At 33.1% G+C, this 26827-nt stretch carries 33 protein-coding genes and 1 tRNA gene; 14 read left to right on the top strand and 20 right to left on the bottom strand.

The window, feature by feature from the left end:
• Positions 1-102: 102 nt before the first annotated feature.
• Positions 103-2313 (bottom strand): tRNA(Met) cytidine acetyltransferase TmcA, encoded by a 2211-nt coding sequence (locus D1866_RS10360; protein WP_152939667.1) that lies wholly within the window; start codon positions 2311-2313, stop codon positions 103-105.
• Positions 2300-3247, bottom strand: coding sequence for a 2-hydroxyacid dehydrogenase (locus tag D1866_RS10355; protein ID WP_013775339.1), 948 nt, complete (start codon positions 3245-3247; stop codon positions 2300-2302). Before D1866_RS10355 ends, D1866_RS10360 begins: the two co-directional genes overlap by 14 nt.
• Positions 3248-3399: 152 nt before the next feature.
• Between D1866_RS10355 and D1866_RS10350 the strand changes: the two genes are divergently transcribed.
• Positions 3400-4167: a hypothetical protein gene (locus tag D1866_RS10350; RefSeq protein ID WP_155861153.1), complete on the top strand. Its 768-nt coding sequence runs from the start codon at positions 3400-3402 to the stop codon at positions 4165-4167.
• On the opposite strand, the gene D1866_RS10345 is transcribed toward D1866_RS10350, so the two are convergent.
• Both D1866_RS10345 and D1866_RS10340 read right to left on the bottom strand, forming a co-directional pair.
• A tRNA-Leu gene (locus D1866_RS10345) sits at positions 4149-4233 on the bottom strand. The two genes, D1866_RS10350 and D1866_RS10345, sit on opposite strands and share 19 nt — an antisense overlap.
• A 34-nt stretch (positions 4234-4267) precedes the next feature.
• The gene (locus D1866_RS10340) at positions 4268-4537 is read right to left on the bottom strand and encodes a stationary phase-response protein (RefSeq protein WP_013775337.1); all 270 of its coding nucleotides are present in this window, start codon (positions 4535-4537) and stop codon (positions 4268-4270) included.
• A 58-nt stretch (positions 4538-4595) separates the two neighbouring features.
• Between D1866_RS10340 and D1866_RS10335 the strand changes: the two genes are divergently transcribed.
• Positions 4596-4943: an Sjogren's syndrome/scleroderma autoantigen 1 family protein gene (locus D1866_RS10335; RefSeq protein ID WP_152939665.1), complete on the top strand. Its 348-nt coding sequence runs from the start codon at positions 4596-4598 to the stop codon at positions 4941-4943.
• On the opposite strand, the gene tmk is transcribed toward D1866_RS10335, so the two are convergent.
• From tmk to D1866_RS10320, 3 genes are read right to left on the bottom strand one after another with little or no spacing between them, the layout of a single operon-like run.
• The gene (gene tmk / locus D1866_RS10330; protein WP_152939663.1) at positions 4912-5481 is read right to left on the bottom strand and encodes a dTMP kinase; all 570 of its coding nucleotides are present in this window, start codon (positions 5479-5481) and stop codon (positions 4912-4914) included. The genes D1866_RS10335 and tmk overlap by 32 nt on opposite strands.
• Positions 5475-6506 (bottom strand): Clp1/GlmU family protein, encoded by a 1032-nt coding sequence (locus tag D1866_RS10325; protein ID WP_152939661.1) that lies wholly within the window; start codon positions 6504-6506, stop codon positions 5475-5477. The genes tmk and D1866_RS10325 overlap by 7 nt, the downstream gene beginning before the upstream one ends.
• On the bottom strand, positions 6500-7054 hold the full coding sequence (locus D1866_RS10320; protein WP_013775333.1) for a hypothetical protein: 555 nt from the start codon (positions 7052-7054) through the stop codon (positions 6500-6502). Before D1866_RS10320 ends, D1866_RS10325 begins: the two co-directional genes overlap by 7 nt.
• 18 nt (positions 7055-7072) lie before the next feature.
• Here D1866_RS10320 and D1866_RS10315 point away from each other — a divergent pair, with 18 nt between their 5' ends.
• Genes D1866_RS10315 through D1866_RS10300 form a run of 4 tightly spaced genes read left to right on the top strand, consistent with a single transcriptional unit; the run spans position 7073 to position 8704 of the window.
• Positions 7073-7624 (top strand): P-loop NTPase family protein, encoded by a 552-nt coding sequence (locus D1866_RS10315; RefSeq protein WP_155861152.1) that lies wholly within the window; start codon positions 7073-7075, stop codon positions 7622-7624.
• Positions 7606-8100, top strand: coding sequence for a CDP-2,3-bis-(O-geranylgeranyl)-sn-glycerol synthase (locus D1866_RS10310; protein WP_152939659.1), 495 nt, complete (start codon positions 7606-7608; stop codon positions 8098-8100). Before D1866_RS10315 ends, D1866_RS10310 begins: the two co-directional genes overlap by 19 nt.
• Positions 8101-8108: 8 nt before the next feature.
• Entirely contained in the window at positions 8109-8444 is a 336-nt protein-coding gene (locus tag D1866_RS10305; RefSeq protein WP_152939657.1) for a hypothetical protein, read from the top strand.
• A gap of 44 nt (positions 8445-8488) precedes the next feature.
• A complete protein-coding gene (locus tag D1866_RS10300; RefSeq protein ID WP_013775329.1) occupies positions 8489-8704 on the top strand; it encodes a hypothetical protein in 216 nt (71 codons plus the stop codon).
• Here D1866_RS10300 and mcm read toward each other — a convergent pair.
• Both mcm and gins23 read right to left on the bottom strand, forming a co-directional pair.
• Positions 8701-10761, bottom strand: coding sequence for a minichromosome maintenance protein MCM (mcm, locus tag D1866_RS10295; protein ID WP_152939655.1), 2061 nt, complete (start codon positions 10759-10761; stop codon positions 8701-8703). The genes D1866_RS10300 and mcm overlap by 4 nt on opposite strands.
• On the bottom strand, positions 10742-11281 hold the full coding sequence (gene gins23, locus D1866_RS10290) for a DNA replication protein Gins23 (RefSeq protein WP_152939653.1): 540 nt from the start codon (positions 11279-11281) through the stop codon (positions 10742-10744). Before gins23 ends, mcm begins: the two co-directional genes overlap by 20 nt.
• Before the next feature lie 20 nt (positions 11282-11301).
• On the opposite strand from gins23, the gene D1866_RS10285 reads away from it, so the two are divergent.
• From D1866_RS10285 to moaC, 3 genes are all read left to right on the top strand, one after another.
• Positions 11302-11805, top strand: a complete 504-nt coding sequence (locus D1866_RS10285; protein WP_152939651.1) for a THUMP domain-containing protein — start codon at positions 11302-11304, stop codon at positions 11803-11805.
• A 45-nt stretch (positions 11806-11850) separates the two neighbouring features.
• Positions 11851-13089: an ORC1-type DNA replication protein gene (locus D1866_RS10280; RefSeq protein WP_152939649.1), complete on the top strand. Its 1239-nt coding sequence runs from the start codon at positions 11851-11853 to the stop codon at positions 13087-13089.
• A 234-nt stretch (positions 13090-13323) separates the two neighbouring features.
• Positions 13324-13773, top strand: coding sequence for a cyclic pyranopterin monophosphate synthase MoaC (moaC, locus tag D1866_RS10275; RefSeq protein ID WP_152939647.1), 450 nt, complete (start codon positions 13324-13326; stop codon positions 13771-13773).
• On the opposite strand, the gene D1866_RS10270 is transcribed toward moaC, so the two are convergent.
• From D1866_RS10270 to psmB, 4 genes are read right to left on the bottom strand one after another with little or no spacing between them, the layout of a single operon-like run.
• Complete coding sequence (locus D1866_RS10270) at positions 13754-15103, bottom strand: replication factor C large subunit (protein WP_152939645.1); 1350 nt, start codon at positions 15101-15103, stop codon at positions 13754-13756. The two genes, moaC and D1866_RS10270, sit on opposite strands and share 20 nt — an antisense overlap.
• A complete protein-coding gene (locus D1866_RS10265) occupies positions 15100-16080 on the bottom strand; it encodes a replication factor C small subunit (protein ID WP_152939643.1) in 981 nt (326 codons plus the stop codon). Before D1866_RS10265 ends, D1866_RS10270 begins: the two co-directional genes overlap by 4 nt.
• Before the next feature lie 35 nt (positions 16081-16115).
• Positions 16116-16562 carry a YbhB/YbcL family Raf kinase inhibitor-like protein gene (locus D1866_RS10260; protein WP_152939640.1) on the bottom strand — a complete coding sequence of 149 codons (447 nt, stop codon included), beginning with the start codon at positions 16560-16562 and terminating at the stop codon, positions 16116-16118.
• Positions 16552-17181 (bottom strand): archaeal proteasome endopeptidase complex subunit beta, encoded by a 630-nt coding sequence (gene psmB, locus D1866_RS10255; RefSeq protein WP_152939638.1) that lies wholly within the window; start codon positions 17179-17181, stop codon positions 16552-16554. The genes D1866_RS10260 and psmB overlap by 11 nt, the downstream gene beginning before the upstream one ends.
• A gap of 66 nt (positions 17182-17247) precedes the next feature.
• Here psmB and D1866_RS10250 point away from each other — a divergent pair, with 66 nt between their 5' ends.
• The gene (locus tag D1866_RS10250; RefSeq protein ID WP_152939636.1) at positions 17248-18039 is read left to right on the top strand and encodes an ATPase; all 792 of its coding nucleotides are present in this window, start codon (positions 17248-17250) and stop codon (positions 18037-18039) included.
• Here the strand turns inward: D1866_RS10250 and D1866_RS10245 are convergent.
• Positions 18027-18857: a helical membrane plugin domain-containing protein gene (locus D1866_RS10245; RefSeq protein WP_152939634.1), complete on the bottom strand. Its 831-nt coding sequence runs from the start codon at positions 18855-18857 to the stop codon at positions 18027-18029. The genes D1866_RS10250 and D1866_RS10245 overlap by 13 nt on opposite strands.
• A 96-nt stretch (positions 18858-18953) precedes the next feature.
• Positions 18954-20183: an NAD(P)/FAD-dependent oxidoreductase gene (locus tag D1866_RS10240; RefSeq protein WP_152939632.1), complete on the bottom strand. Its 1230-nt coding sequence runs from the start codon at positions 20181-20183 to the stop codon at positions 18954-18956.
• 159 nt (positions 20184-20342) lie between these two features.
• Here D1866_RS10240 and D1866_RS10235 point away from each other — a divergent pair, with 159 nt between their 5' ends.
• Both D1866_RS10235 and D1866_RS10230 read left to right on the top strand, forming a co-directional pair.
• The gene (locus tag D1866_RS10235) at positions 20343-20930 is read left to right on the top strand and encodes an alpha/beta fold hydrolase (RefSeq protein ID WP_152939630.1); all 588 of its coding nucleotides are present in this window, start codon (positions 20343-20345) and stop codon (positions 20928-20930) included.
• Positions 20930-21565, top strand: coding sequence for a DUF2250 domain-containing protein (locus D1866_RS10230; protein ID WP_152941340.1), 636 nt, complete (start codon positions 20930-20932; stop codon positions 21563-21565). The genes D1866_RS10235 and D1866_RS10230 overlap by 1 nt, the downstream gene beginning before the upstream one ends.
• Position 21566: 1 nt before the next feature.
• On the opposite strand, the gene meaB is transcribed toward D1866_RS10230, so the two are convergent.
• On the bottom strand, positions 21567-22487 hold the full coding sequence (gene meaB / locus D1866_RS10225; RefSeq protein WP_152939627.1) for a methylmalonyl Co-A mutase-associated GTPase MeaB: 921 nt from the start codon (positions 22485-22487) through the stop codon (positions 21567-21569).
• Positions 22471-22896, bottom strand: a complete 426-nt coding sequence (locus D1866_RS10220) for a cobalamin B12-binding domain-containing protein (protein WP_152939625.1) — start codon at positions 22894-22896, stop codon at positions 22471-22473. The genes meaB and D1866_RS10220 overlap by 17 nt, the downstream gene beginning before the upstream one ends.
• A 106-nt stretch (positions 22897-23002) precedes the next feature.
• Here D1866_RS10220 and D1866_RS10215 point away from each other — a divergent pair, with 106 nt between their 5' ends.
• Entirely contained in the window at positions 23003-23293 is a 291-nt protein-coding gene (locus D1866_RS10215) for a hypothetical protein (protein WP_152939622.1), read from the top strand.
• Here D1866_RS10215 and D1866_RS10210 read toward each other — a convergent pair.
• A complete protein-coding gene (locus tag D1866_RS10210) occupies positions 23283-23693 on the bottom strand; it encodes a winged helix-turn-helix domain-containing protein (protein ID WP_152939620.1) in 411 nt (136 codons plus the stop codon). The two genes, D1866_RS10215 and D1866_RS10210, sit on opposite strands and share 11 nt — an antisense overlap.
• A gap of 98 nt (positions 23694-23791) precedes the next feature.
• Here D1866_RS10210 and D1866_RS10205 point away from each other — a divergent pair, with 98 nt between their 5' ends.
• Positions 23792-24349, top strand: a complete 558-nt coding sequence (locus D1866_RS10205; protein ID WP_152939618.1) for a hypothetical protein — start codon at positions 23792-23794, stop codon at positions 24347-24349.
• A 47-nt stretch (positions 24350-24396) separates the two neighbouring features.
• On the opposite strand, the gene D1866_RS10200 is transcribed toward D1866_RS10205, so the two are convergent.
• Together D1866_RS10200 and D1866_RS10195 are read right to left on the bottom strand one after the other, a co-directional pair.
• Entirely contained in the window at positions 24397-25263 is an 867-nt protein-coding gene (locus D1866_RS10200; RefSeq protein ID WP_152939616.1) for a dihydrodipicolinate synthase family protein, read from the bottom strand.
• Between the two features lie 22 nt (positions 25264-25285).
• Positions 25286-26815 carry a cation:proton antiporter domain-containing protein gene (locus D1866_RS10195; RefSeq protein ID WP_196773429.1) on the bottom strand — a complete coding sequence of 510 codons (1530 nt, stop codon included), beginning with the start codon at positions 26813-26815 and terminating at the stop codon, positions 25286-25288.
• Positions 26816-26827 lie beyond the last annotated feature (12 nt).

Here is a 26827-nt window from a genome sequence, read left to right as displayed (position 1 = left end):
AGTAAACTATAGAAACTATATAGTTTAAAAATGTTTCCTTAAATTTAAGCAAGTTATATTTTGATTATATTCTATACAAATGAAGTTTAAACTGCGTTAAAGTTAAAGCTCTATGTAATCCTTCTCTTCTTGTCCATAATATTTTTTAACTATCTTTTCAATTCCTCTCCTGAGCAGATTTTCAGCTTCTTGATTATTTACTCCTAACATCTTTGCGGAATGGGACCAGCTTTTTCCTTGAAAAGTTCTTGCTATTATTGCCGAAACTTCTTCCTCGTCTAATTTAAAACTTAAGTCGTAAAAATATTTTTCAGCAATAGCATGTATAGCTTCTGAGGCCGAATTATAAGGTATTTTTCCATTTAAGTAAGCATAAATTTTACTTACATAAGTGCTATTAATTTCGATTTCTTTTTTAAACTCTATATTAGTCAGTATTTTTGCTAAAATTCTTGGATTAACGTTAAAGTAAACTTGATGAGAGGTTCTAAGAATCTTATCTTTCAATAATTTTCCTAACTCGACTAGAAACTTTTCTGCCCTCTCGGTTAAAGCTTTCATTACAATCACTGAATATCCTCCTAATCCTTCATTTTTTCTGGATGCAAGATAAACAGGTTTAAATCCATTTTTTATCCAAAAATTTAGAACTTTATAATCAGCAACGAATGAAGAACCTATCCAATCAATATTATTTTTTAGCGCAATTTTTTCTACATTAGATAAAAGTTTGGTTCCAAGGCCTTGATTTTGCAATTCTGGAGTTACTGCTATCCTCATTATTCTCCATCCTTTTAATTTTCCAAAATTTCTTATTCTCATGTACTTTATAATTCTGTGAGGTATTAAATTTCCTTCATTTTCCTCCCCGTTAAGTATATGATCTTCTGTAGTTTCATCTAATTCTCCTTCTTCTACGATTTCTGCAACAGCATTATAGCCTATGGTGAAAATCCTCTGAAAAGCCATGTCTCCAAGGAACATTAAATCGTCTGGAGAATTTCTATAATGTGCCGAAACTAGTATTCCATAAATTTGCCTTAATAATTCTTCATTAGAGAATAAATCTTCCTGAGTAATTTCCATGAATTGAGTATTGTTTCTATAAACTTCGGGTTCTGCGTCTAAAAGCATTACATTATAGATGAATTTCTCTACAGGATCTCCTTTTGCATACCTAATTGGATAATCTAACTTTACTATCTGAGAGTTATCTAGAGAATTTATGTATTTCATGAATGCCTTTCCAGATCCCTCATAGCCTTGAATAGTACTGATAAAGACTATCTTATCCCATGAATTTCTTATATATTCTAAGTTTTCTATTCCTAAAGCGGCTGCTTCGTCAACTATTATCAAATCTCCATTTTCATCTTTGGCCAAATCTGGAGAAGTCCATTTTATATTAGCTTCTCCTGCTGATATTTTCATGATTTTTCCTTCTTTGGATATTTTTTTCTTATACCTAATTTTTAAAGCTCTTAATCCTTCTTCAAGAAATTGTATTATTGCTTGTGATGAATAATAAGAAGGGGATGTGATTATAACGTTAGTAGGCTTAGATAATGTCCTTTTTACATAAAAGGATAGTGCAAGTCCTACTCCTGCGCTCTTTCCCCTACCTCTAGGAGCTGTAACTATAAGAATTCTTTTACCTTTTTCTAAAACAAAATCAAATTCCCTTATTAGTTTGACTTGATCGTCAGTTAGACATAGGTCGTACAAACTTTTAGGGATTGTTTTATCATAACTTTTCTTATGAGGCTTTGAGACCTCTAATGAGGAGAAAGGCTTAAACTTAATCTCATTATCCTTGACAAAAATTATTCCCCTAGAGTTTATAGCCATTTTTATGAATCTATTTTCAAATAAATTCTTTACAACTCCATTTCTAGTCAGCGAAAATTTATATAATTTATTAATATCTGAAATATCGTCAGAGTAAATTATTACTAAACCTCCACCTCTAGTTAAATCTACTAGCCTTGAGATATAATTTGGTCTAAAATCGTCAACTGCGTCTAGAATTGTTAAATCAAAGCTTTCACCTAGGTACTTTTCTGAAGACGAATAATCTATGTCAACGATCTCGTTAGTCATTATTGTCTCTTTAAGAGTAGATAATCTATCTTTGCTTCCATTAACCCAAGGGTGAAAAGCATATGCTATTTTAGGGTTATTATTAACTTGCAGGTAAGTTTTGATTAACTCTATAGTATTATCTAGATAATTTTTACCTAAAATTATAGCTAAATGCCTATAATATCCATTCTTTGCATCGTAAAAATTTTGTAATAGATTATTGAACTTCATATATTGGTTTCTCACCCTTTAGTACCAATAATAAGTTTTTTACAGCAATTTCTGCCATTTTCTCTCTAGTTTCGACAGTAGCACTACCTAAATGCGGCGTTAAAACTACATTATTTAATTTAAGTAAAGGGCTATCTTTAGGCAGTGGCTCAATTTCAAATACGTCTAGACCAGCTCCTTTTATCCATCCTTCTTGTAATGCCTTAATTAACGCTTTTTCGTCTACTACTTGGCCTCTAGAGGCATTTATTAAGAATGCGCTTCTTTTCATTTTCTTTAGCCTATCTTCGTTTATTAAATGGTAAGTGCTCTCGTTTAGGTCCACAGTAATAACCACATAATCAGAATTTTCCAATAAGTAGTCTAAGTCTACATATTCTGCATCAACTTCTTCGTGTTTTCTTCTACTGTTATAAATAATCCTCATATCAAAACCTTTTGCCCTTTTAACTAGTGCTTTGCCTATTCTTCCCATACCTATTATACCTAAGGTTTTACCGTGAACCTCTGTTCCAAGCATAAATGTTGGGTACCAAGGAGTTTTCCATTCTCCTTTCCTAATTAATGAGTCACCTTCACAAATTCTTCTTGCTACTGCAAGTATTAATCCAAAAACTAGGTCTGCAGTAGCATCTGTAAGCACTTCTGGAGTATAAGTTACTATGATTCCCCTAGATTTTGCATATTTTATATCAATGTGATCATAGCCGACACTATACGTGCTTATAACTTTAAGATTTTTAGCACGATCTATTATCTCTTTATCAATTTTCTCTGTTAATGTGATAAGTATTCCATCCTTGTCCTCTATGTTATTTAAAATCCACTCTTTTGGAGGCGGATAAATGTCTTCCCATAGCGTCACATTACATTCTCTTTTTAAATAATCTATCCAATTTCCAGGCAATTTTTTAGTAACTAATACATTGCACACTGTATCTAATCCTATTCGTTATTTTTAGCCTTTTCTTATAGGTAAAATTAAAAAATGTTAAATAAATCCACGTTATTCTTGATTAATGTTTAATTGAATTATAGGTAAAATTATTTTTATCATAATACCATAATTCATTCCGGTGTAATGTAATTCCAGTTGAAAAGAGCGTTCTAATAAATAGAGCCTTAGAAGTTGTTGAAAAAGCTAAGGAAAAAGGAATAGTGTTAAGGTTAATAGGAGGAGCTGCTGTAGCAGTAATAGCACCAAAAGGAAGTGAATTATTTTCTAGAACATATAAGGATGCGGATTACTTTGGCCTTTCATCTCAAAGGAAGGAAATTACTTCATTACTAGAAGGCTTAAATATGGAGCCTAATAAGAGGTTTAACGCTCTTCATGGATATAATAGATTAATGTTTTACGATCCAGTATTAAATTCTACAATTGATGTTTTCTTGGACGAATTTGTAATGTGTCATAAATTAATTTTGAAAGATAGATTAAAAATCTATTATCCGTCTATACCTCCTTCAGATTTACTTTTAACTAAGATGCAAATAATTAACCTTACAGAGAACGATAAGAAAGATATTGCCGCATTATTATACGACTTCGAGATAGGTGACAAGGACGAAGATAAGACATTAGATGGTAATTATATTGCAAAACTTTTATCTGAAGATTGGGGCTTTTATAAGACTTTTACAATAAATCACGATAGAATGAAAGAATATTTGAAAGGAAATGCATATGCATCTAACATCTTGCCTAAATTAGATAAATTAAGAGAAATGATAGAATCTCATCCTAAATCATTAAAGTGGAAGATGAGGGCTAAAATTGGCGAAAGAGTTAAGTGGTATGAAGAACCGGAGGAAGTTAACACGAACTTCCAGGGTGCGGGGAGCGGGATTTGAACCCGCGAAGGCCTTCGCCAGTAGGGCCTAAGCCTACCCCCTTCGTCCTAGCTCGGGCATCCCCGCACCTTAAATATTCGAATATTAGGCTTAAAAAATTTTAGTCCTTTACAGTTTCCAAAATTGAGACTACGTTCCAGATAGATATTCTAGTATGAGTAGGCATGTTTGGGTCTTGACTTATATCTTCAAGGATTCCAATTGCATTGGCAGCCCTAATTCCTGCACTCAAATTAGGGTCTTGCAAATTTCTTATAGCATCTGTTGCGGCTCTTCTAATGTTTCTTGGAACGCTAGTGTCGTTAACTATTTTTTGTAAAATGATTACGGCTTGTTTAATTTTAGCTTCATTGTCATAAAGAGTTGCCATGGTTTCTCACCAGATATACTTTTTACTCTAATAGATTAAGAATTATTTCGGGTATAAAATGACTGACGACTCCATTAAGAAAGCAGCGGAACTATTGAGACAAGGAGCTACAATGCTAAGCGAAGCATGTCCAGTTTGTGGGTCTCCTTTATTTAGGTTAAAGAACGGAGATGTGGTATGTCCAGTTCATGGTAAGGTTTATATCGTGAAGAGCGACGAGGAAGAAAAACAAGTCAAGAAAGATATAATGTTAACTTCTGTTGAGGACTTTCTTGTCGAAGGATTATATTCTACCGCAAAAAAGATAAAGGAAGACCCTTACGATAGTGAGACGTTGGTTCAAATAATTAGATATTTAGATGCAATAGAAAGGATTAGGAAATTAGTTCCTCAACATAATTCTTAGCTTCGCTTAATACTTCTTCAAAAGTTTTAGTAGAATTGATAATTTTTATGGAATTCTCATTTTTGGCAATTTCTAAGTAATTTTCCCTAACCTTTTGAAGTAGAGAAAGTTTCTCCTTAAAGTTAAATTTGTCATCTTTTTTAATTCTTGTTATAGCTATTTCAGCCGGGATATCTAACAAAAGCGTAAGTTCAGGCTTTGGAAAGAACTTGTTTACTTCGATTATCCAGTTTTTATCTATTCCCATTGCTGCTTGATAAGCAATGGTAGAATAATAATATCTATCGGTTACGATAATGTCGTATTGATTTTGTTTCATAATCCAATTTACATGAACTCCTCTGTCTGCAGAAAATAAGAGAGTAAGCGTTACTGGATCTTTCCATCCTTCTTCTTGAATTAACTTTGAGATCTCTTCGGTAAAGGGCTCAGCAGTAAGTAATACTTTCTTTTTCTTCTCATTCTCTAACCATTTCTTAAGTTCTTTTGCCAAAGTAGTTTTTCCGGAACCGTCTATGCCTTCTATTGCAATTAACATTTGCTAAACCTTATTCTTCTCTCCTTAAATTCCTCATTTAAACTTATATTACCTAAAATTACACCTTGAACTTTATTTACTGGTGTAAGAATTTTAACCCCATCTTGATTTATCTCTTTTATTATTCCTGCACCAGCAATTTTTCCTTCATTTACTATTCCCACTAACCCTCCTAGAAGTTCCTCAATAAAATATCCGCTACAAGGCTCCTCATAGAATAACTGTAAAGGCTCATCAAATCCTACGAACAGACCTTCTGCTAACTTCTTACCTAATACTTGTTCATATTCAATGGTTATTATAGAAGCTTTCTCGAAATATTTTTTATATTTTGAAATTCTATATGATATTCTTTTTGCTCTACTTCTTTCTAAAAATGGTGGAATTTTCTTCACTATGATCACCTTTTTTCTGATATTAGATGGAAAATAGCCAACAATCTTGTCGTCAAAAGAAACTATGAAATCTGGATCTAATTCATAGATCATGTAGAGCTTATGTAAAAAGGCCTTATATCCTCTTATCCATCCGTCTGTATCAATTATAGTGAGAGAATGTTTTTCTTTATCTAGAATTTTTCCTAAGAGTTCTATGTGAAGTCTGTAATTTCTAGAAGGAGAAATATCTCCAAAAAACTCCAGAATTCCACTTGTTGATGATATAAAAGTAGGCAAGTATCTGGACTGCCCGACATCTGCATCTATAATTACTGAATCTTTATTCATGTTATGAATTATGTCAGAAAAGTAACTTTTTCCAGAGTCAGTATTTCCTAAAAGTAGAACTTTTCCTCCGGACATCTGAGAAGCTAACTCTTCCCAGCCCAGATGAGGGATTTCCGCTAATATTTGGCAATCTGTGTCTATTTCTGACTCTTCTTCTGGAACAATACTGAAGCTTTCTTCGTTAATTTGTTTATATTCTTTCTCATTAATTTCAATTCCTTTTATCAATATTCTTCCTTTTATCACGGTTAACTTACAAGGTCCTTTAGTTATATAATCTATTCCCTTTTTAACTAACATTTAGTAGACCTTAAGGCTATCATATAGGCTGCTCTAACATCTTTATCCTTAATATTAACATATGGATTTCTTAGGCTGGTTCTGCTCTCATTAACCTTTTTAACAAATGGGAACCTTATACTTAGTAATTTATAAACAAGTTCTCCGTATTTGTTCCCAGTTCCTACTCCTATGTATATTCTCTTATAAGGATATTTTGATATTACTTCTTCTATAATATCCTCAATTTCATCTATCCAAGCTTCTAATGTATCTATTATTATTCCGTCTCCTAGAATAACTACAGTTAATTTAGGAGAATTTGTATCTATTCCTATAAGTAATTCATCAAATTTTCTTTTTCCTAGTTTTAAGCATTGTAAATACGTTATTGCTTTCTTTATTTCATCTTCTCCTTGTATGAAAACGTCAGCATTCTTATCAAAATCTGAAATTGTTAAGTCTCCTGAATCTACTGTGGGAATTAGATCGCTCTTCCTTAGCTCTTGAACGAGCTGTCTAAAAATTCTTGGGTTATTGACCTTAATTGCTACCTTTTTAATACCCACAAATAAAAATTATACTTAGTGGAATATAAGCATTGTAAGTTAAGTGAATTTATTTTCAAGAATGGCAACTTAGTCTCGCTATATGGAGTAGCGGGTAGTGGAAAGACTGCTGTAGCCCTTCAAGTGCTTGAAGATATAACGCCTTCAATATATATTTCCACTCAAGGAAAATCGTATGAAGCAAGAGTAGAGAGCATGGCACTTATTAATAAAAATACTTTCTTTGTGGAGGCAAATAGTGCAGACGAGCTAGTAGAAAATATTATTCGAGGCATTCAACTCCAACCAGAGCTTCTTATAGTAGACTCCATTAATACTTTCTACAGATTAAGTAGAAGGGCGGTAGATTTAATTCATCCTTTAATTTTTCTTAAGGAGTTTTCTAAGTATAAAAAAGTTATAATAACGTGGCAGATGTCCATGAATAATAAAGTTAGTGGCGAGAAATTTATGAGATATTTTTCTGATGACGTAATAAGGGTTACCAAGAATTATTTAATAGGTAATTTAAGAGAGTGTAAATTCAAAATAACAGAAAGGGGCGTTATAGGTTGCTTGAGGAATTATTAATTGCTTTAGTAATATATTTTCCTGCATTTACCGCTAATGGTTCTGCACCTTTTGTTAAGAGAGGCCATCCTATTGATTTTAATAAAAATTTCTTTGATGGTAGAAGAATATTTGGAGACGGTAAGACCTTTGAAGGCTTGCTTGTTGCCTTAACTTTTGGTATTATCATAGGCGTTATAATTGCTAGATTTTGGGGAGTATCTTGGATTTTTATTTCCTTCGTGGAATCATTGGCGGCAATGCTTGGTGATATGACTGGAGCATTTATAAAGAGGAGGCTAAATATTCCTAGAGGTGGAAGGGCATTAGGTTTAGATCAGTTAGACTTTGTATTAGGCTCTTCTCTGGCGCTAGTTCTTTTACACGTTAATATCGAATTATATCAATTTCTTTTTATTATTCTAATAGCATTTATAATGCATATACTTACTAATAATGTAGCATATCGATTAAAAATAAAAAGTGTTCCGTGGTAGGTTTATGTATGGGAAATACTAACAAGCTTTACTCAGAAATTCTAAGCAGTTATGTTATAATAATACTTATAGTATTAATAATGATGGGCATAATGGGAGTATTGGCAATACCTTATTATATATCACCAATAACGTATTCTAATGGAGGAGCTCCAGCAGGAGTTACTTACCTTGATGCAGGGATAATATTAATTGCTCTGGTGCTTATCGGGGTATATCTAATTGAGAGAAAGCAATTTGAATTCGGAGTAGTTAGCGTTTTATTTGCCCTTATAATATTAACAATTCTAATATGGGATCTCTATGGTGTAAATGACGTTACTAATATCATGCATAACATTTGAGACTCCATGAAAAAACATTTATATTAAACGTAAAAGTTAAGCCTATGGAACCAATAAAAATCAAACTTTCAACTGGTAGGGAAGTAGAAATAAACGATGACACAGTAAAAATTTTGAACAAATATGTAAGGACTCAGATGACTTTAGAAGAATTAGCGAAGGAATTGGGCTTAAATGGATGGGAAGAAGCATACGATTTAATAAAACAAGTTCCTGCATGGATAATGTGGTATCCAGAAACTATATATAAGAGGAGTTAAACTTTCTTGTAACACTCTGGTTTCGCCTCATAAATTAATCCGCTCTTTTTCATATCAGAAATTAGTTTTTCAGTACTTTGCCTTTCTATTCCTTCCCTTTCTGCTTCCTTGACAATTTCTCTTAATTTTGCGCAACCTTCAGATCCAGATAATGTATCTATTATTTCCATAATTTTGACCATCTTTTCTCTAGCACTCTTAGGCTTGCCAGTCATTATCGTATCAATATCCATTGCCCCGGACTCTACGTCGATCCCAACTTTCTCTAGGAATATTCTCATTATATTTATAGCATTTTCAGCATCTTCCTTTGTTACAGTTTTTCTTAGTGCCATTCTGGCGTAAGCTTCTGATAATCTAATCAAAGCCTCAAGCTGTCTTGGCGTTATAAGTATTGGAGAATCTGGAGATTCACTGCTCTTCTTTCTCATTTCAACGTAAAAATCTGCTAATAACTGCTTAGCCTCTTCTGTTAATTCTGGATTTACGTACTTTCTGGCGTAGGCTATATACTTCTTGAGTAAATCGACAGGGATAATATCCTTTACTGGCTTGCCACCGTGCATATCTAAAATATGAGTTGCTAATCTCTGATCTTCATTACCAGGCTTATCAACTAGAATGAAAATTAAGTCAAATCTTGACAATATTGTAGGTGGTAAATCAATATTTTCTGAAATTCCTCTTTCTGCAATGTATCTTCCAAACTTGGGGTTACCAGCCGCAATAATAGTAGCTCTAGCATTAAGCTTTGCTACAATGCCAGCTTTCGCTATTGAAACAGTTTGTTGTTCCATGGCTTCGTGTATGGCAACTCTATCTTCTTCTCTCATTTTATCTATTTCATCAATTACTGCAATTCCTCCGTCTGCTAATACTAAAGCTCCAGCTTCTAAATAATAATCACCACTGTTTTTCTCCCTTACTACAGCTGCAGTCAAACCGGCAGCAGTTGCGCCTTTTCCTGTAGTATAAACTGATCTAGGTGCAACTCTGGCTGCAAATTGCAAAATTTGTGACTTTGCAGTTCCTGGATCTCCTATTATAAGTACGTGTATATCCCCTCTTATTCTCGTACCGTCTGGCATTACTCTAGGAACTCCGCCAAACAAAGCTAGCGCTATTGCTTCTTTTATTTCCCAATGATCAAATATTGATGGTGCTATTGAAGATATAATTTTCTGTTTTATCCATGGATCTTTTGCTAAGTCTTCAATTTTCTTTTTATCCTCGTCTGTTATTTCCACCTCGTCTAGAACTTTTTGTGAAACTTCTATGCTTAAAGCTTTCATATATACATCAAATACCGCTCTACTGCCTCTTTTTACTATAGAATCCTGCTTGATTAGTAAAATGCCAGTTATCTTTACCCTATCTCCAGGCCTAGCAGAATCTACTAAATCATCTTCCAGCACTACTTCCAGTTGTCTAGGTAATTGACCAGGTGGCACTTCTTCTGGTCTCTCTTGTAAGATAACCTTTTGCCAGTCTGTTAATTTAGTTTTTTCTGCAACTATTTCAAATTGTCCTGGCTTACCACATAGTGGACACACAGTTGGTGTTTTTATTATTTCGTCCATTTCTTCGTCTCCTTCTGGCCATTCAAATTCTTGATTGCAATCTGGGTGGACGTGCTTAAACACAACCTTGTATGCTCTTTCCTTAACTGGAGTTTGCTTGGTGAGTATTCCTTCTACTGTAATCAGCTTATTAATATAATTACTTCTTATCTTTCTTAATTCTATAGTTCTTGGAAGATTAATTAGTCTTACATGCACTCTTTCAACTTCATCTGGATATGTGGGATCTATTTCTGATATTATTTTAAGCAACTTTTCGTCTAGAATTTTGAGTGTATATAAAGGATTTGCAATTATTTCAGTAGCTATCTTATCATTATAGGAATATATATCGCTAAAATCTAGCAAAAGACTTTTCTTTCTATAAGCTATCATTTCGTTCAATTGATTCATATATTTATAATTACCTGAAGAATCCTTGAAATTCTTAATAAAGTTCTCAAACTCTGTTGGTAAATCAATTTGCTGAGCTTCCAATCACATCACCGTAAAACGAAGTTATAATCTTTCTCATACTTAAGTATGCCAAATATTCTTCTTTTGTCATTTTACTTATAAGTGTTTGGTCATTTATGTTCAAAGATGCTAATTGTATAATTTTTCTTAATCTAATTAATGAGATTTCATTGACCATACTTTTTACTTTCTTTAATTCTTCCAATCCATCAAGTCCTTTTGCTTTAAGTTCTTCCTCAAGTTTTTTTATTCTAAAATAAATATCCGGATACGTTTTTACTAGCGATGCAGGAGTTGTGGAATTTTGTTTTTCCTGAAAAAGTAACTTACCTAACTCTTCAGTAGTTATTGAATTAATTTTTACGAGATTTTGCTTTTCTAAATGTTGTGCAAGCCATAATGGGATTTCGTCTTCACTTCCTTTAGATAATGAAATTTCTGTAAATCCCAAATCTAAAGGACCAATATCGTCAAATACGGCGACTTTTTTCTTCTCTGTCAGTTGTAATTTATCTAAAGCCCTTAGCAATACTTTAAACATATATTCTATATTTGATTTTTATGCTTAATAACAATATGGAACCTAAGCTGATTATTACCACGTTACCTGGAAAAGATAAGAAATGTAAAGCCGAGATACTTGATAGGCTTTTAATAAAAGATGAGAATGCGCAAATAGATGAGATTAAGCAAAATGTATTCCTCATTTATTCTAAACTTTCTCCACTAGAGGCTTACGGTTTAATAATTTCAGCACCTCCTTCTTGTATAGGTAGGATTTTTACTATAGATAAGATAAGCGACTTATCCAATATTTTCGAAGATGCAGAAAAATTATTATCTTCTAGAAAATTCAAAAAATTTTATGTAGAATGCATTAATAGAGGTAATAAACAAGCTGATTGCAGGTCAATAGAAATCGGAATAGGCTTAAGAATGAAAGGCAAACTAGAAGTCGATTATAAGAATCCCGACTATATTCTTTTTGTAAATTTAATAGGCGATAAAGTCTATTTGTCAATAATGAGAAAGGGTCAGGAAAAAGTTTCGGTCAACTCTCTCTAATAAAATATAAAGTATTACCACTAAAATATCGTATGAGTGAAAGTTATGGCTTTACCTAGTGATATAATAAATAGCAGTTTAAACTCGCCCAGTGTGTTGAAAGATGGATCTAAATTAAATCCAGATTATATTCCAGAAAGATTGCCTCATAGGGAAGATAAGCTAAAGGAGTTAACAATAGCATTTAGAGATATAGTTAATGATCCAGGAAAATCGTCAGTGAGAGTAGTTATAACTGGAAGGACTGGTACTGGAAAAACAGTTACTGCAAGAATTTTTGGTAAAGCGTTCGCAGAACAAGTTAAAAATAGGGGAATTAAAGTTGAGTATGCTCATGTAAATTGCCACAGAGAAAGGACTTTATATTTGATTACTTTGAAAATTGCAGAGCAACTAAAATTATCTATACCACCTAGAGGTTTATCTTCACAAGAAGTTTTCAAAATAATTCACGAATATTTGGAAAGAAGAAATATGTATGTAATAATAACTCTAGACGAATTTGATTATTTCCTTAATTCATCTCCACCAGAAGACATTTACTTTATTGTAAGGCTATATGACGAGTTAGCAGTCAATGTAAAAAGGGTAAGTTATATTTTCATCATTAGAGATTTAACTACGCTATCAAGCCTAGATAAAACAGTAAGAGACCATATAGCTAGAGACATAATAGAATTTCCACCGTATAAGTCAAACGAGTTATATGATATTTTACAAGATAGAGTTAAGATAGCATTTTACGACGGGACAGTTTCAGATGATGCTGTAAGATTCATTTCTGACATTAATGGCTTTGATAAAGGAGGAAGCGGAAATGCTAGACTTTCAATAGAAACTTTAGAATTGGCTGGAAGAATAGCCGATGCAGAAGGCTCACCTATAGTTACAGTAGAACATGCAAAAAAGGCTAATTCAAGACTTAATGAAGAGGCTAGTATAATTTTAGACGAATTAAATTATCTAGAATTGCATCCTATGCTATTAGTTAAAGCTTTGATAAACTTGTCGAAAAGAGAGAAAAAAGAGTCGTTCCCCATAGGGGAAGTAGAAGATGAATATTCAAGGCTATGTGAGCTATTAGGCGTAGAGCCTAGAAGGCATACTCAAGTCTTTGAATATATGAGAAGACTAAAACTAATGGGAATAATTAATACACAACAGAGCGGTAAAGGAATGAGAGGGAGAACGACTTTACTTTCATTAACATTCCCTGCTAGTCAAGAATTAGACGATTATGTAACGAAATTGATAGGGGCGTTGAAGAATTCAGAGCAGAAATGATTTTATAAGATTTAAAATTATTTATACATTAATAAAATATGGAGATCTTCCTATATCAAATTTATCAAAACTAGCTAGAGTAAAATTTAATGTTCTAAAGAGGGAATTAAATTACTTAAGTGAAAAGGGATATATAGAGATATTATCTGGTGAAAGAGCTAAAATAGTCAGATTGAACTATACTAATCAAAAGATTATTATCTTAAAGAACCTATTAGAAGAATTAGATGATTTATGACAGAGGCAAGAATGGTAGATATTAGTGAAAAACAACCAGTACTTAGAATAGCTGTAGTGGAAGGTTATATTAAATTAAAAAAAGAGACCATAGATAAAATTAAAAGAGGAGAAATAGAGAAAGGAGACGTAATAGCTGTAGCTAAGGTAGCAGGAATAATGGCTGCAAAGAAAACTCCCGAAATATTACCTATGTGTCATCCTATACCTTTAGAATCGATAGCTGTTGATGTGGAACTAGAAGAGGATAAAGTTAAAGTTAGAACGGAAGTAAAGGCACATTATAAGACTGGAGTCGAAATGGAAGCGTTAACTGCTACGTCTGTAGCATTACTTACAATATGGGATATGGTTAAAAAATATGAGAAAAATGAAGAAGGCCAATATACAACTACTCAAATTGATGGAATAAAAGTCGTTAATAAGCTTAAGATTTCTTCTTCCTAGTAGTATATCTCCTTCCTCCACTACTATAGTACCTTTTTGATGTAGCACTAGCTTTGCTATAACTAGTTTCTTCTTTCTCTTCTTCTTCCTGAGATTTACCAGTTATTTCGTTAAGAAAGTTAATCTCGTCTGGGGATAAATCCATATCTTTGCTCAATTTATCTTCATATTTCTTATAAAATTGCAAGAATAAAGGATATACGTCGTTTAGAGTTTTCTCCTCAGATGAATGAATTTTACTAGCTATTTTGCTAACTATTTTATCTCTAATCTCTCTATTGGATTTCGATTTAGAGAGCAATTGAATAGTTTGAGGAAACTGGTATTTCCTCCACTTAGGTTTCCAACCTGGATTTTGTTTCTCTATTTCAGCCATGGCAACTCCAGGTCCCATCATATCAAAAGTATAGCTTAACATATCCCAGCTAGAAGTCTTTGCCCTAGATAAGAATATTGACGCCCTAGCAAGGGCATCATATGCCCTATATACATCTTCCATATTATCGTATTGAACTGGTATGTTTTCTGAGAACCATTTCATGAGTAAATCATAATCCACTTGAGAATTAGTTACTGCATTTTTAGCTTGCCAAGCATATTTTGCCCAAAACACTCCTCTTACGGTTTCAAAAGGATCTAATTCGCTCTCTTTTCTTCTGGCGAATTCCTTTACACTCTCTACTGTAACCTTCTTAAATCCTTCCGCTGTGGCTTCTAAAAGGTTGATAGCATATCTAGCATCTCCATCGCTAATTTCTATAATTTCGTCTAGAGCGTCGTCATCGCATTGCAACTTTTCGGAAGTACATATTTTTCCAAGAATTTTCCTCAAAGCATATTTACCAAGTTTTTTAACTTCAACTAATTTTGCAAGATTTCTTAATTCTCTTAAAGAGGGATCCCAAGGATCATTTGCAGCTAGTAATACTGGATATTTAGTCTTTTGAACTAGTTCAGCTATTGCTGGAATCGCACCCATATCTTGCCTTGCATTTATTCCATCAACTTCGTCTAGAAAGATTAGCTTTCCTTTTGCGCCAAAAAGGCTACCACTTACTGCAGCTCTTTGTGCTATATTTTTTATTGCCTCTAGATTTCTGCTATCACTAGCGTTCATTTCTAATAATTCTAAACCGTAATCATGAGCTAAAGCTTGAGCTAATGTAGTTTTTCCAGTCCCTGGTGGACCATAAAGTAATAAAGCCTTATTTTCCGGCTTTCCTGATAACCAGCTTTCAATCCATCTTTTCAACTCTTGTTTTACGTCATCCTGATTTTCAACGTCATTTAAGGACTTAGGTCTATACTTTATTATCCATGGTAAAGTCATTTAGAAGACCCTACATATTTATTCCCATAAATAGCTATTTTAGCTAGCAATGCAGACAGTTGGATTTCATCATCAGCACCTTCTATTATTCTAAACTCAACCTCACCTATGTAATCCATTAATAATACTCTTAACTCTTCTGGAATTTGCAACTCATTAGAAGTCAATTCTCTATGAAGTTGTTTAACTATATCCTCACCAGATAGTCCATATGTAACTAGTAATGACCTCAACTTTTCCCTAGCTTCCATGAATTTTCCAGATAACGCAAGCTTTAGCATATCTCTAACTTCTTTAGGCTGTGCAAGTCCAAGAACCTTAAAAACAGCCTCAACGGTAACTTTTCCATAAGCTGATGCTGCTTGAAGCGTATTTATCGCTTTTCTCATATCACCCATAGTAATATCGTAAATAGTCTCTAGTGCTTTCTCATCGTATTCGACTTTCTCTTCTTTTGCTATAAACTCAAGTCTGCTAACTACGTCTTCTTTCTTTAGTGGATAAAACCTAAAGAGTGCAGTCCTAGACTGTATAGGGTCAATTATTTTACTTAAGTAATTACAAGCGAGTATAAACCTTGTGGATTCTGTATAAAGCTCCATTGTTCTTCTTAATGCTTGCTGAGCATCGGCTGTCATATTATCTGCCTCATCAAGTAAAATCACTTTAAATGGTACAGAGGATGAAACCATAGTCCTGGCGAATTCTTTAACTTTATTCCTAATTACATCAATTCCTCTTTCATCACTTGCGTTTAATTCTAAAAAGAATTGTTCATAGGAATCTCCGTACAAATCGTGAACTAGAGCTAGCGCTGCAGTAGTTTTACCAGTACCAGGCGGACCAGCAAAAAGTAAATGTGGCATGTTTTTTTCTTTCACGAATCTTTTTAATCTTTCAACTATGTCTTTTTGATTAACTATATCGTCTAAACTTCTTGGCCTATATTTCTCCGCCCAAAGGATTTCTTCTTCCATCGAGACAAATATTCTTGCCTAAAATTAAAAAGGATTCACTTCCTCTTGTACTTACCCATTATGCTACCAGTAGCTAAAATATGACCTTCCATCATTTCCTTAAGTTCGTCTGCGGTAATCTTAGATTTATAATCCAATTCAGTATCTAAAGCGTATACATTAAAATAGTATCTATGAGCACCGTGAGTTCGTGGGGGACAAGGTCCATTATATCCTACTAGTTCAAAGTCATTAATCCCTTGAATTCCGTATTCACTTTTCTCTTTTTTTGGAATATTTTCTGGTAATGAGTTACCCTTTATATTATAAATAACCCAATGTATGAAAGTACCAGCTGGTGCATCAGGATCTTCTACGATTATTGCATAAGTCTTGGCATTATCTACTTTATCCCATTCTAAAGGTGGCGATATATCTTCTCCATCACATGTATACTTTACTGGAATGAATTCTTCATTCTTGAAACTCGATTTAACTTGCATTAACTGCTCCCTTCCTTAAATAGACTTCCTTTTCTACATGGCCAGTTTTAGTTATCTTTGATACAATAACTCCGGTTCCGGTATAAGAATCTCTTTTTATTGCTGATAGAACAGCTCTTGCTGCAATATCCATAGCCTGATCAGCAGTTAAATCTTCTCTATATTCATCTTCCAGAACTCCCATTGCTACTGGAGAACCGGATCCAGTAGCAACGTATTTTTCCTCAGTCATATCTCCAAAGTAATCTAAGTTGTATAATCTAGGCTGAGTATCATATCCTCCTATCAGAATCTGAACTAAATAAGGGAAATATTTAGTCTGAGAAAGAGTATTAGCTAGATATGTTGCTAAAGCTTTCACAGTAGTAGGCCTATTACCTGAGATATAATTATAATGATATAAATTTTTTAATACGTAATATAGGAATTGTAAATCTGCAACGCTTCCTGCTGTGGTTATACCAATATTATCTGTTATATATAGTATCTTTCTCACCATCTTATTTGCAACAAAAAATCCTTCACTAGCTCTTCTATCTGCTGCTAATACTACACCATCTTTCGCCAAAATGCCTACAGTAGTAGTTCCTTTCCAAGTCTTTATTTTAGGAGTTTCCATGACATCTATTTTATTTTTTGCGTATTTGAAGCTTACTTTTTAACGACTAGTGAAAATGAGAACATTATGAAAATCCTAGTAAATGGATTGTTGTCCTTTGATTCTGGTAAAACGACTTTTTCACTGATGCTCATAAGAGAGTTAAAAGCTGTTGGAATAAAATTATTTCCGCTAAAGCCGGTTGCAGGCCATAACGCTTGGTATAGTTTTAATACATTATTAAGAAGTTATGATCTTGGAATATTAGTAGGGAATGATGCTTTAAAATATTACGATGAAACAAATGAGGATATAAGGAAAATAAATCCTTTTGCTGTATTATTATCTCCTGTAGACTTAGAAATATTGAACTTTAATGTAGAATATTATAATTCCCTTATGACTAACGGTTATCCAGTAATGATTAGAATTTCTTGTGGAAATAATAATAAATATTATGCTACTGAAACTCATCTAATTCCCAAAACAATGAAAGGTGTTCTTCAGCAAATTTATGAGAAATTTAAACCAGAGATTGTATCCAGTAACGAGTTGAGGGAGACTATTAATAATTCTTGGTACATTGCAGAATCGTGCATTCAACATAGAGATGATGAAATAATAGAATCGTACAATGACGCTTCAGCTCCTATTCCTTCTGCAATTAATGTTGATCACGTCTTCTTAGTTTCGCCCGCTAAAGCTTTTGTGATAAAAGGGGAGGAATTTAGGAAAGTTATTTCATTGTTTTCTCTCCCGCCCTGGATAATAAGAACTTCAAACTTAATTAAATATTTAAAAATAGAAAAATCATTCGACTTAGAGGTATTTACATCAAAAAATGATAAAATTATAGATTATTTAATTCATGACTTATAATATGACCCAAGATTCCTTAAGATTTCTATTACTACTCCTAAGCCTTTCTGAACTTGTGGATCTCTTAAGCTTGATAATAGTCCACCTAATCCGATAGGCTTTACTTTTTCAGCTTTTAACGCATTTCCTATTGCCGTTAATAAGTTGACTGTTGATTGCTCTTTTGCAATCTCTTTTACTAAGTTTATAGTATCCATTGTCTTTCCTTCTTTCAATCCTTCTCCAATAGAGTTTATTAGTTGTATATAATACTTGAAATTTGTTAGATCTATTTTAGATAAATCTGATGTTATCTGATTCCAGTTACTTATTAAGTTTAATGTGAAGTCATTAATTAATGCTCCCATTATTTTTCCCATATACTCTTCATCGCGTAATATACCTTTTATAGGATCTAAGATCCCTGTTTTGTTTAGATCTTTAAGTAATCCGACTACAGATTTTATCGCAGAAAGGGTCTCGTCGTCAGTTAGATCAGATATAAGATCAACTATATTATTCCATTTGCCTATCAACTCCAGTACCTTATCGTTTACTATTGCCCCCATTATTTTGCTCATGTACTCTTCGTCTTGTAAAATTCCTATTATAGGATCTATAATTCCAGAACTTTTTAGTTTGCCTACTAGACTAAGGGCGTATTTTATATTATTCATAGTTTCTGCGTCCATGAAAAAGTCAAGCAATCCAGTAAGTTTATCGAAGTTATTTATTAGAGTAAGAGTCTTATCGTTTACTATTGCACCCATTATTTTCCCTAGATATTCCTCATCATTAAGTAGTCCATTAACTACATCTATAAGGCCTAGTTTGTCCAACTTTTCTAGGAATTCTAGTGCATGATTGACGCTTAGTAGTTTTTCGGGAGTTAGAATTTCGTCTAGAGCTGTAAGCTCAACTTCTGCCGTTTTATGTCACCAGCTGGCCAAGAACTTTTCTAGTGCCATATCTCCCTTAGTCCACATGTAATATTTAGTGAATAACTCCTTCTTAAGGTGGTTTACTGCAGCAGGGTCAGCTATGCTCACTGTTCCTCCATACCAAGTATCATCCTTTACTGATACTGCGTATCCTTCGTATGGGTTATCTGCTACGCACATGATAGTTGGATAGTATTTATCAACTTTAGTTGGCACACCTAATCTATTAGCTAAGTGTTGTGCTGCAATCCTTCCAGTCATTACTGCTAAATATCCTAGCTTCGGAACTGTCATTGAATTTGCGTCTCCCACAGCATAAACGTTGTCATATTTTATTGAAACCATGTTTAAGTCAGTTGGTATGAAGCCACCGTCATCAACTAAATCTGGAGTAGAATTCTTTAATGCAGGATTCCCAGTATATGGTGGAAGTAATATTGTAATGTCTGCAGGTATTGTATTTCCTTTTTCGTCTACTATTTCATGTTCTCTTATCTCTTTTATTTTAAAGTTGTGAACTAGCTTTATTCCTAGTTGGTTATATATGCTTGCAACTGCTTTCCTAGAGTTAGGAGATAAATCTGATAAGTACTCTCCTGGTGAGAATACTGTAACGTGGACTTTATCTAGCATTCCTTTCTTCTTGAAGTAGCCGTGAAGCATCAAGGACATTTCGAAGACTGGCCCTTCGCAAGCAGAGTCAGCATTTGGTACAAAATTTTCAGGAACTTTGGGCTTTGGATTATGTCCTTGATAGAATGGCCCAGAACCTATAGCTATATTTCCTCCTTGGAAGCTCTCTAGTTTTTCTCTTAGTTTTGTTGCAAATTCTGGTTCACAAACGCTGTAACCGTATTTATCCCAACCTTTAACGAGTTCTGTAGCTAAATGCGCACCTATTCCAACAATTACGTAATCGTACTCTTCTTCCGCCATGGAGCCATCAGGCTTTGTGTAATATACCATGCTACTTTTAGCGTCAATCTTTTCTACTGTGCCTTCTTGAAATTGTATTCCTTTTTCTGGCAATGCCTCGCTCAAATCAACCTTAAGTTCATCGACATCTCTTACTCCTATAGCAACATGTGGTAAAGCCGGCCTAAAATAACTGAATCTACTCTTATTGATTACTTTAACATCAGCTTTACTCCCTACTAATCTCTTTAACGTATATGCTGCAGTTAAAGCTCCAAATCTTCCTCCCAAGACTAATACTTTTGTCATGTAGGATCGATATCATTATATCTTTAACAATTATAAACTTTTATTTAAAAATGTTTATACGTTATTCATCTTAGTTAATTTTTCGTCGAAATTGTTTTTTATCTAAAAATCTACAAAATCTTCAGAAACTTTATATCTTTTTAATTCGCAGATATATGTATGCAGTTAGAAGATAAATTCATTGAAGTAAAAGGAGCCAAAATTCATTACCTTGAAGAAGGAAGTGGAAGACCAGTAGTTCTTCATCATGGTGCAAGGTTTAATGCTTACACTTGGAAAGAAGTAGGAACTATATCTGCAATAGCTGAAGTAGGATATAGGGCAATTTCAATAGATTTTCCAGGATTTGGAAAATCTGAAGAAGGTAACTTTTCGTCACTCTCTGAATTTATAGGAGATTTCATGGATACAATGAAATTGGAAAAACCAATTCTTCTTGGTGCGTCTATGGGAGGAGAAGCAGTTTTAGGTTACGCTGTAGATCATGCTGATAAGTTAGGAGGATTAATACTGGTTGGTGCAGTAGGAGTAAGCTACTATGAAAGCAAGCTAAAGAACCTAGATGGTCTACCAATTCTTTTAATATGGGGGCGTCACGATACTACTTCACCCAAAAGGAATGCAGAATTAATCATGAAATATGTCAAGACAGCTAAGTTCGTTAACGTAGGTAACCAGCACGCTTGTTATTTAGACGATCCAGAAGGGTTTAATTCACAAATAAAGGACTTCTTGAAGGGCTTATGATGGAGGAGGAATTAAAAGACAAACTCAAGGAAGTTTTAAAAGATAAGCGATACTTACAAGTTCTTCAACATTTAAAGAAAGCTAATGTAGATTACGGAAAATCAATAATGCTAAACACGAAAATACCTATTCAAGAGGTTGTAGATATTCTAGATAAATTAGAAGCCCTAGGTTTGATAGAAAGAGTACATGGAGCCACACTAAAGAACACTGAAGCAAAGTTCAAATTAAGTTCTGAAGTACATAAACATCATACGTATTATAGGCTTACAAGAGAAGGAGATCATCTTTTAAGGAATCTAGATGAGAAGGAACTAATTAAAGCTTATATTGATTTAGTGAAAAATGACGATTTAGCTAAGGATATTTTAAGGCTTGCAGAAGAGTTAAATGCGGATCACGCTTTAACTTATGCCAAATTAACTCACAAGACACTAGAGGAAGTTACTCCAAAATTAGAAGAGCTAGAAAGGATGGGATTATTAGAGGAAGCAAAAGCTAAGATAATAAAATTTGGGGACAGAAAATCAAAGCCTAAGAAAGAAACAAGAACGCATCATAAGTATTATGGTCTTTCAAGAATTGGAGAACTCGTAGTTAGGGAAATGAAAAGAAGAGGTATTATACCAAGATAATCTATAATGATTTTTTCACATCATCGTATATTCTATTTACTATGGTTAGAAGATCAGTCCAGTTATCTAGTACTTCTTTATTTATTACTTCATTTATCTTCTCATCTATTTTCCTTCTTATAATTAGTTCTATCATCTTCTTTCTTCTTTCATTTATTTTCTTGATAAACTTCCCGCTTTCTTTTAGATATTTTTCATGAGTCTCAATTGCGTCAACTAATTCTTTTATTCCTATCTTCTTCAATGCACTTACCTTAAGAACTAATGGCTTCCAACCATTCCAATTGCCGCTGTCTATTGCAAATTTTATTTCATCATAAAGTACATCAGCTTCTGGATATTCTGCCTTATTTATTACATATATATCTCCTATTTCCATTATTCCCGCCTTTAATGCTTGTATCTCATCTCCAGTACCTGGTACGTTAACAACTGTAATGGTATGTACACTTGAGACTACCTCTGTATCCGTTTGTCCCGCTCCAACGGTTTCAACTATTATAGGATTAAACCCTAAGCCGTCCATAGCCTCAATTAGCATTATAGCCTCAGAAGATACTCCACCTAAATGGCCCCTAGAAGCAATACTCCTTATGAAAACGTTGTTCATCATCGTTTTATCTTGCATTCTTATTCTATTTCCCATAAATGAGCCCATAGAAATGGGGCTAGAGGGATCTATCATAATAACTCCTATTTTTTTATTCCCTCGTTTTGAGAATTCTTCGATTAATGATGAAATTAATGTACTCTTTCCTGCTCCGGGAATTCCAGTAATTCCTATCGTATGAGCACTACCTGCTTTTTTACTTAATTCTTCTAAATATTTCATTCCTTCGTCAGTCATATACTCAATTCTTGTAAGTACTCTAGATATAGAAAGTTCATCTCCTTTTAACGCATTTTCAAGTAGTTTGTCCAATTTTTATACCTCTTTTCTTTTCAGCTACCTTTTTGACTTTTTCAACGATTTCCTTTAAGCTTGATCCGGGTAGAAAAACTTCATCTACTCCCATATTTTTTAGTTTCTCAACGTCCTGAGGTGGTATAACTCCGCCTACTATTAGACCTACGTCAGTTAATCCATTTTCTTTCATGAGATTAATTAATGGTGGGATTAGCTCTAAGTGTGCTCCACTTAGGATGCTTACTCCTATAACATCTGCGTCTTCTTGGATCGCGGTTTTAACTATTTGAGAAGGAGTTTGTCTTAATCCAGTATAAACTACTTCCATCCCTGCGTCTTTTAATGCTCTAGCTACTACCTTAGCACCTCTATCATGGCCATCTAAACCAAGTTTTGCAACTATAACCTTTATTCTCTTTTCCATATTACTCAAAAGTTTATTGTGTTTAAAATGTTTAAACTTTTTCTGACTATAATTTAGCATGCGATTTGGGTAAATTCTTTATAAACTCTGTTCTTACTTTTATTTTATGTTTGAGATCTGGTACATTCATATTACCCTTGCTATAATATCAGTTATTGTATCTATATTGATATTTGCAGAGTTTTACAAACTTAGGAGGGAGTTTAACAGAAGCAGAGTCTTTTCAGTATTGCTAGTAGTTTCAATATTTCTAACTTTAGATAGTGTATCAGATTTATTTGCATTTTCCATGTGGAGTTCAAATAGAAATCCTATTATAATCTATCCTTCGCTTGCAATATCAGTTTTTACAACTCTAAGTATAATTCTCCTTTACTATTATATTACTAGAGTTTAATCTCCTTGTATTTTTTAATTAGTTCCTTTATGCTTAATGCAGAAGAAATTCCAATTATTATTGAGCCAAAAACCGCAGAATCAATTATTCTTCCAGTTAATAAAAGAGCGATCTCTAGAACTAATGAAGTAAGGAAAAAGGAGGACCAGAATGCTGAAATTGGTATTAAATGATTGGCAACTTTTACAAATTCTGAGAGTATAACCTTATTAATTACATAACCTTCTGGAGTTTCTTTAACTAGACCTTGTTCTTCAAGCCTCTTTAGATGATAATGAACTAATGACGGCGAGCTTATTCCTAGATCCCTCTGGATTTTCTTTAATCCTATTGGCTTTCCCTGTTTAAGGAGATAATAGTAAATTTTCTTCCTAGTCTCATTGCTATTAATGCTCTCCATGTTATCAAAATATGTTATACACTAAAATAAAAATCTGTTTGTATACAACTGTATATATGATGAATAAGTATAAAACTTTTTAAAAATAGGTAGATTTTGTGAGTCCTTTATTAATGGTAATAATAGGCTTAGTTTTTGCTATAATAATAGCCTTCTTCGTAGTCCTAATGATGCCTGTTGAATTTTATTCTCAGCCGTCTAATAAACAGTACGGAAATCTTTATATGCTAGCATACTATCGGAACTTAGAGATAAACTATTCTGAAGCAGGTGTTACATATTATGCACCAGCTTCCTTATCTAATGTAACATCATTTTATTATGGCCCAGCAGATACTTTTATCGTATATCCTAGTTCAATGAAAAATAGTGTATGCTTTAATATTTTACCCAGATTTGTGTGCACTAACTCTGGAAATTCTAAAATAACCTTTAATATATCAATTCATGTTTATTCAAATATTTGCGATATCCATGTAAGTATACCTGCAGGAGAAGGATATTATTATATTTGTTCAATCTATGAAAATATGACTAATAATAAAATTTTACTATCAATAAGTATAAAACTTAACAATTTACAAAAAGATTCGCTCTTAATTATTCCAATAAAGGTTAATTCATGCACTCAGTACTTGCAAATTTATGTTAATTAGATCAGCCGGGGATATTCTATTCATCCATTCATCCTTCATCGAGTTCATCATAAGTTAAATTCCTTTAGAGTATGATAAATTGCAGAGTCAGCAGTTATATTTTCTTCTAAAGGTTTTCTACTACTTCCTACGTCAATTCCTCTGTATCTTAAAGCAATCTTAATTCCTGATGGATAATCTGCTAAAGAAGTAACTTCGACCAATTTGTCTACAATTTCTTGAAGTTTTAAGGCTTCAGTAATTTTACCTTCCTTCACATTTTTATAAAGTTGAGAAACAACTTCTGGGGCGAAATTTGAGATTCCCGATACTATTCCATCTACACCGTAAAGTAATGATATAAGAATAAATTTATCATTTCCCGCTAAAAACTCAAATTTGCTATTTAAATTCTTCAAGAATCTCATGTAGTTTATTAAACTCTCAAAATCGGAAGTAGTATACTTCATACCTTGTATAATTCCATCTTCTACAAGCTTCTGTAATACCGTAAGTGGAATATTATATCCTACTAAGGAAGGAATATTGTACACGTAAACCTCCTCTCCGAATTTACCTAAGTCTTCATAATAATGAATTAAACCTTTTTCGCTAGGTTTATGATATATCGGGGGCACAGAGAAAATTCCATTTACTCCTAAGTCAACAAAATATTTTGCTAGTTTTAAAGAATTATATGTTGAATTTTCGTTAACTCCCAATAACACTTTACCTTTAGCTAAATCAATAACCTTCTTAGCGACTTGCATCTTTTCTTCTATTGAGAGCATATTAAATTCTCCAGTAGTTCCTAGAACCCAAAAACCATCAACTCCTCTACTTAGATCGAACTTTATAAGCGTATCAAGGGCATCTAAGTTTAAATCTCCAGAAGAATTAAACGGAGTAACTAAAGCTGTTAATAATCCTTTCATACTTCTCTGCAAGAATTGTAGATTAAATCTTTAACGTTAATAATAATCTAAGTAGATCTCTTTCATATACGGTGCCTACTAGTTCTCCATCTTTATTCAAAACTCCTATAACGGGAACCTCTTTCTCTCTGAAGGTGTCTAGGAGTTTCTTTATATTCTCATTGTCATAAAGTGTAATAATTTCATGAAGTTCGACGTCGCAAGCTCTTAACTCTTCATATTTTGATGGTTCTATTTCTAACAGCTCTTCTGTAGATATATATCCTAGTACTTTTCTCTCATTACATACAATTATGGCATTAACTCCTAACTCGTTTATTTTTTGAATAACAGTTCTTAAGTTCTCTTCGCAAGAAGCAGTCACATACTTTAAACTAGGTAAAATATCTGAAATTTTATTTTCAATAAGACTTTTATTTCTTTGTCTAGTTTTTACTTTATAACCTGATGTTGCCTTGAATATTAATGGAATTAAAAGAGCTGAAATTGATATTGCCAATGCTGAGAACGAGTATTCAATTCGATTTATAAGGCCCAAACTCAGCGCACTAATTAATAGCGAAGCGTCGACTCCTCCTTTAGTAGAAGTTCCTAATGCGTTAATCACACGTGGAACTTTTACCAGGGTAGCGGATATAAACCCAGCTAGGAATTTACTTATGACTATTACTGCTGTTATTATAATGCCTATAGAGAGTATGGAAAAATTCAATTTTGTGAAATAAAGTCCTATGCTAACAAAAAATAACGGTTCAAAAAATCCATAAGTAAATCCGTGAAGTTTATCTAAAAGATCTTTTCTATCTTTAAAATAATCTCTAAGTAAAAACCCTAGGAATAATGCAGATATAGCAGAATTAAAGCTAAATATCTCAGATATAAATGAAATTATAAGAATTAAAGATATTGTACTTGCAAACTCAACTTCTCTAGCATTTATGTATATCTCTATTTTTTCGAGAGCTTTAGCTATATAGGGCGACAATAAAAATATACCAAGTATAATACCTAGAATTTCTAAAATTGTAATTGCAAAATTCTTTGCAAAATTACTTATAATTGCAAAAATTATTACTGAAGTTATTTCTACTATTGTTCCCTCGTAAAATAACATGACGCCTATTTTCTCCTTAGATATTCCTAAGTCAAGAAGCAACCTAGTTAATGGTCCTACACTTGTCATACCTAATGGTATTGAAAGAAGTATTGCATTTGGTATTTTTAGAAAGTATAACAAAAGAAAGAGAAGTGTAAATGGTAATATTAATTGTATGATAGATGATATTAAAACGCTTTTATCAGTATTTATTTCATTTAATCCTATTTCTTCTGCACCAGCTAAAAATAGTAAAAATACTATACCTAAAGACGTTATGAAAGAGATTATTTCGTTAATCTTTATAAAGTCAAGAACTCCTTGACCAAGAATAATTCCTAAGAATATTGAGCCGACGAAGGGTACTAGTCTTAACCTGGAAAAAGCCTCTTCCATTAATTTTGCTAGTATCAGCATTATGCCTAAATAAAGAAGAGATATTATTAGTAAACTCATGGTGAAGGTTTA

Origin of the sequence: Acidianus ambivalens, from assembly GCF_009729015.1 — an archaeon.
Taxonomy (GTDB): Archaea; Thermoproteota; Thermoprotei_A; order Sulfolobales; family Sulfolobaceae; genus Acidianus; species Acidianus ambivalens.
This window is presented reverse-complemented; position numbering and strand designations above follow the sequence as displayed.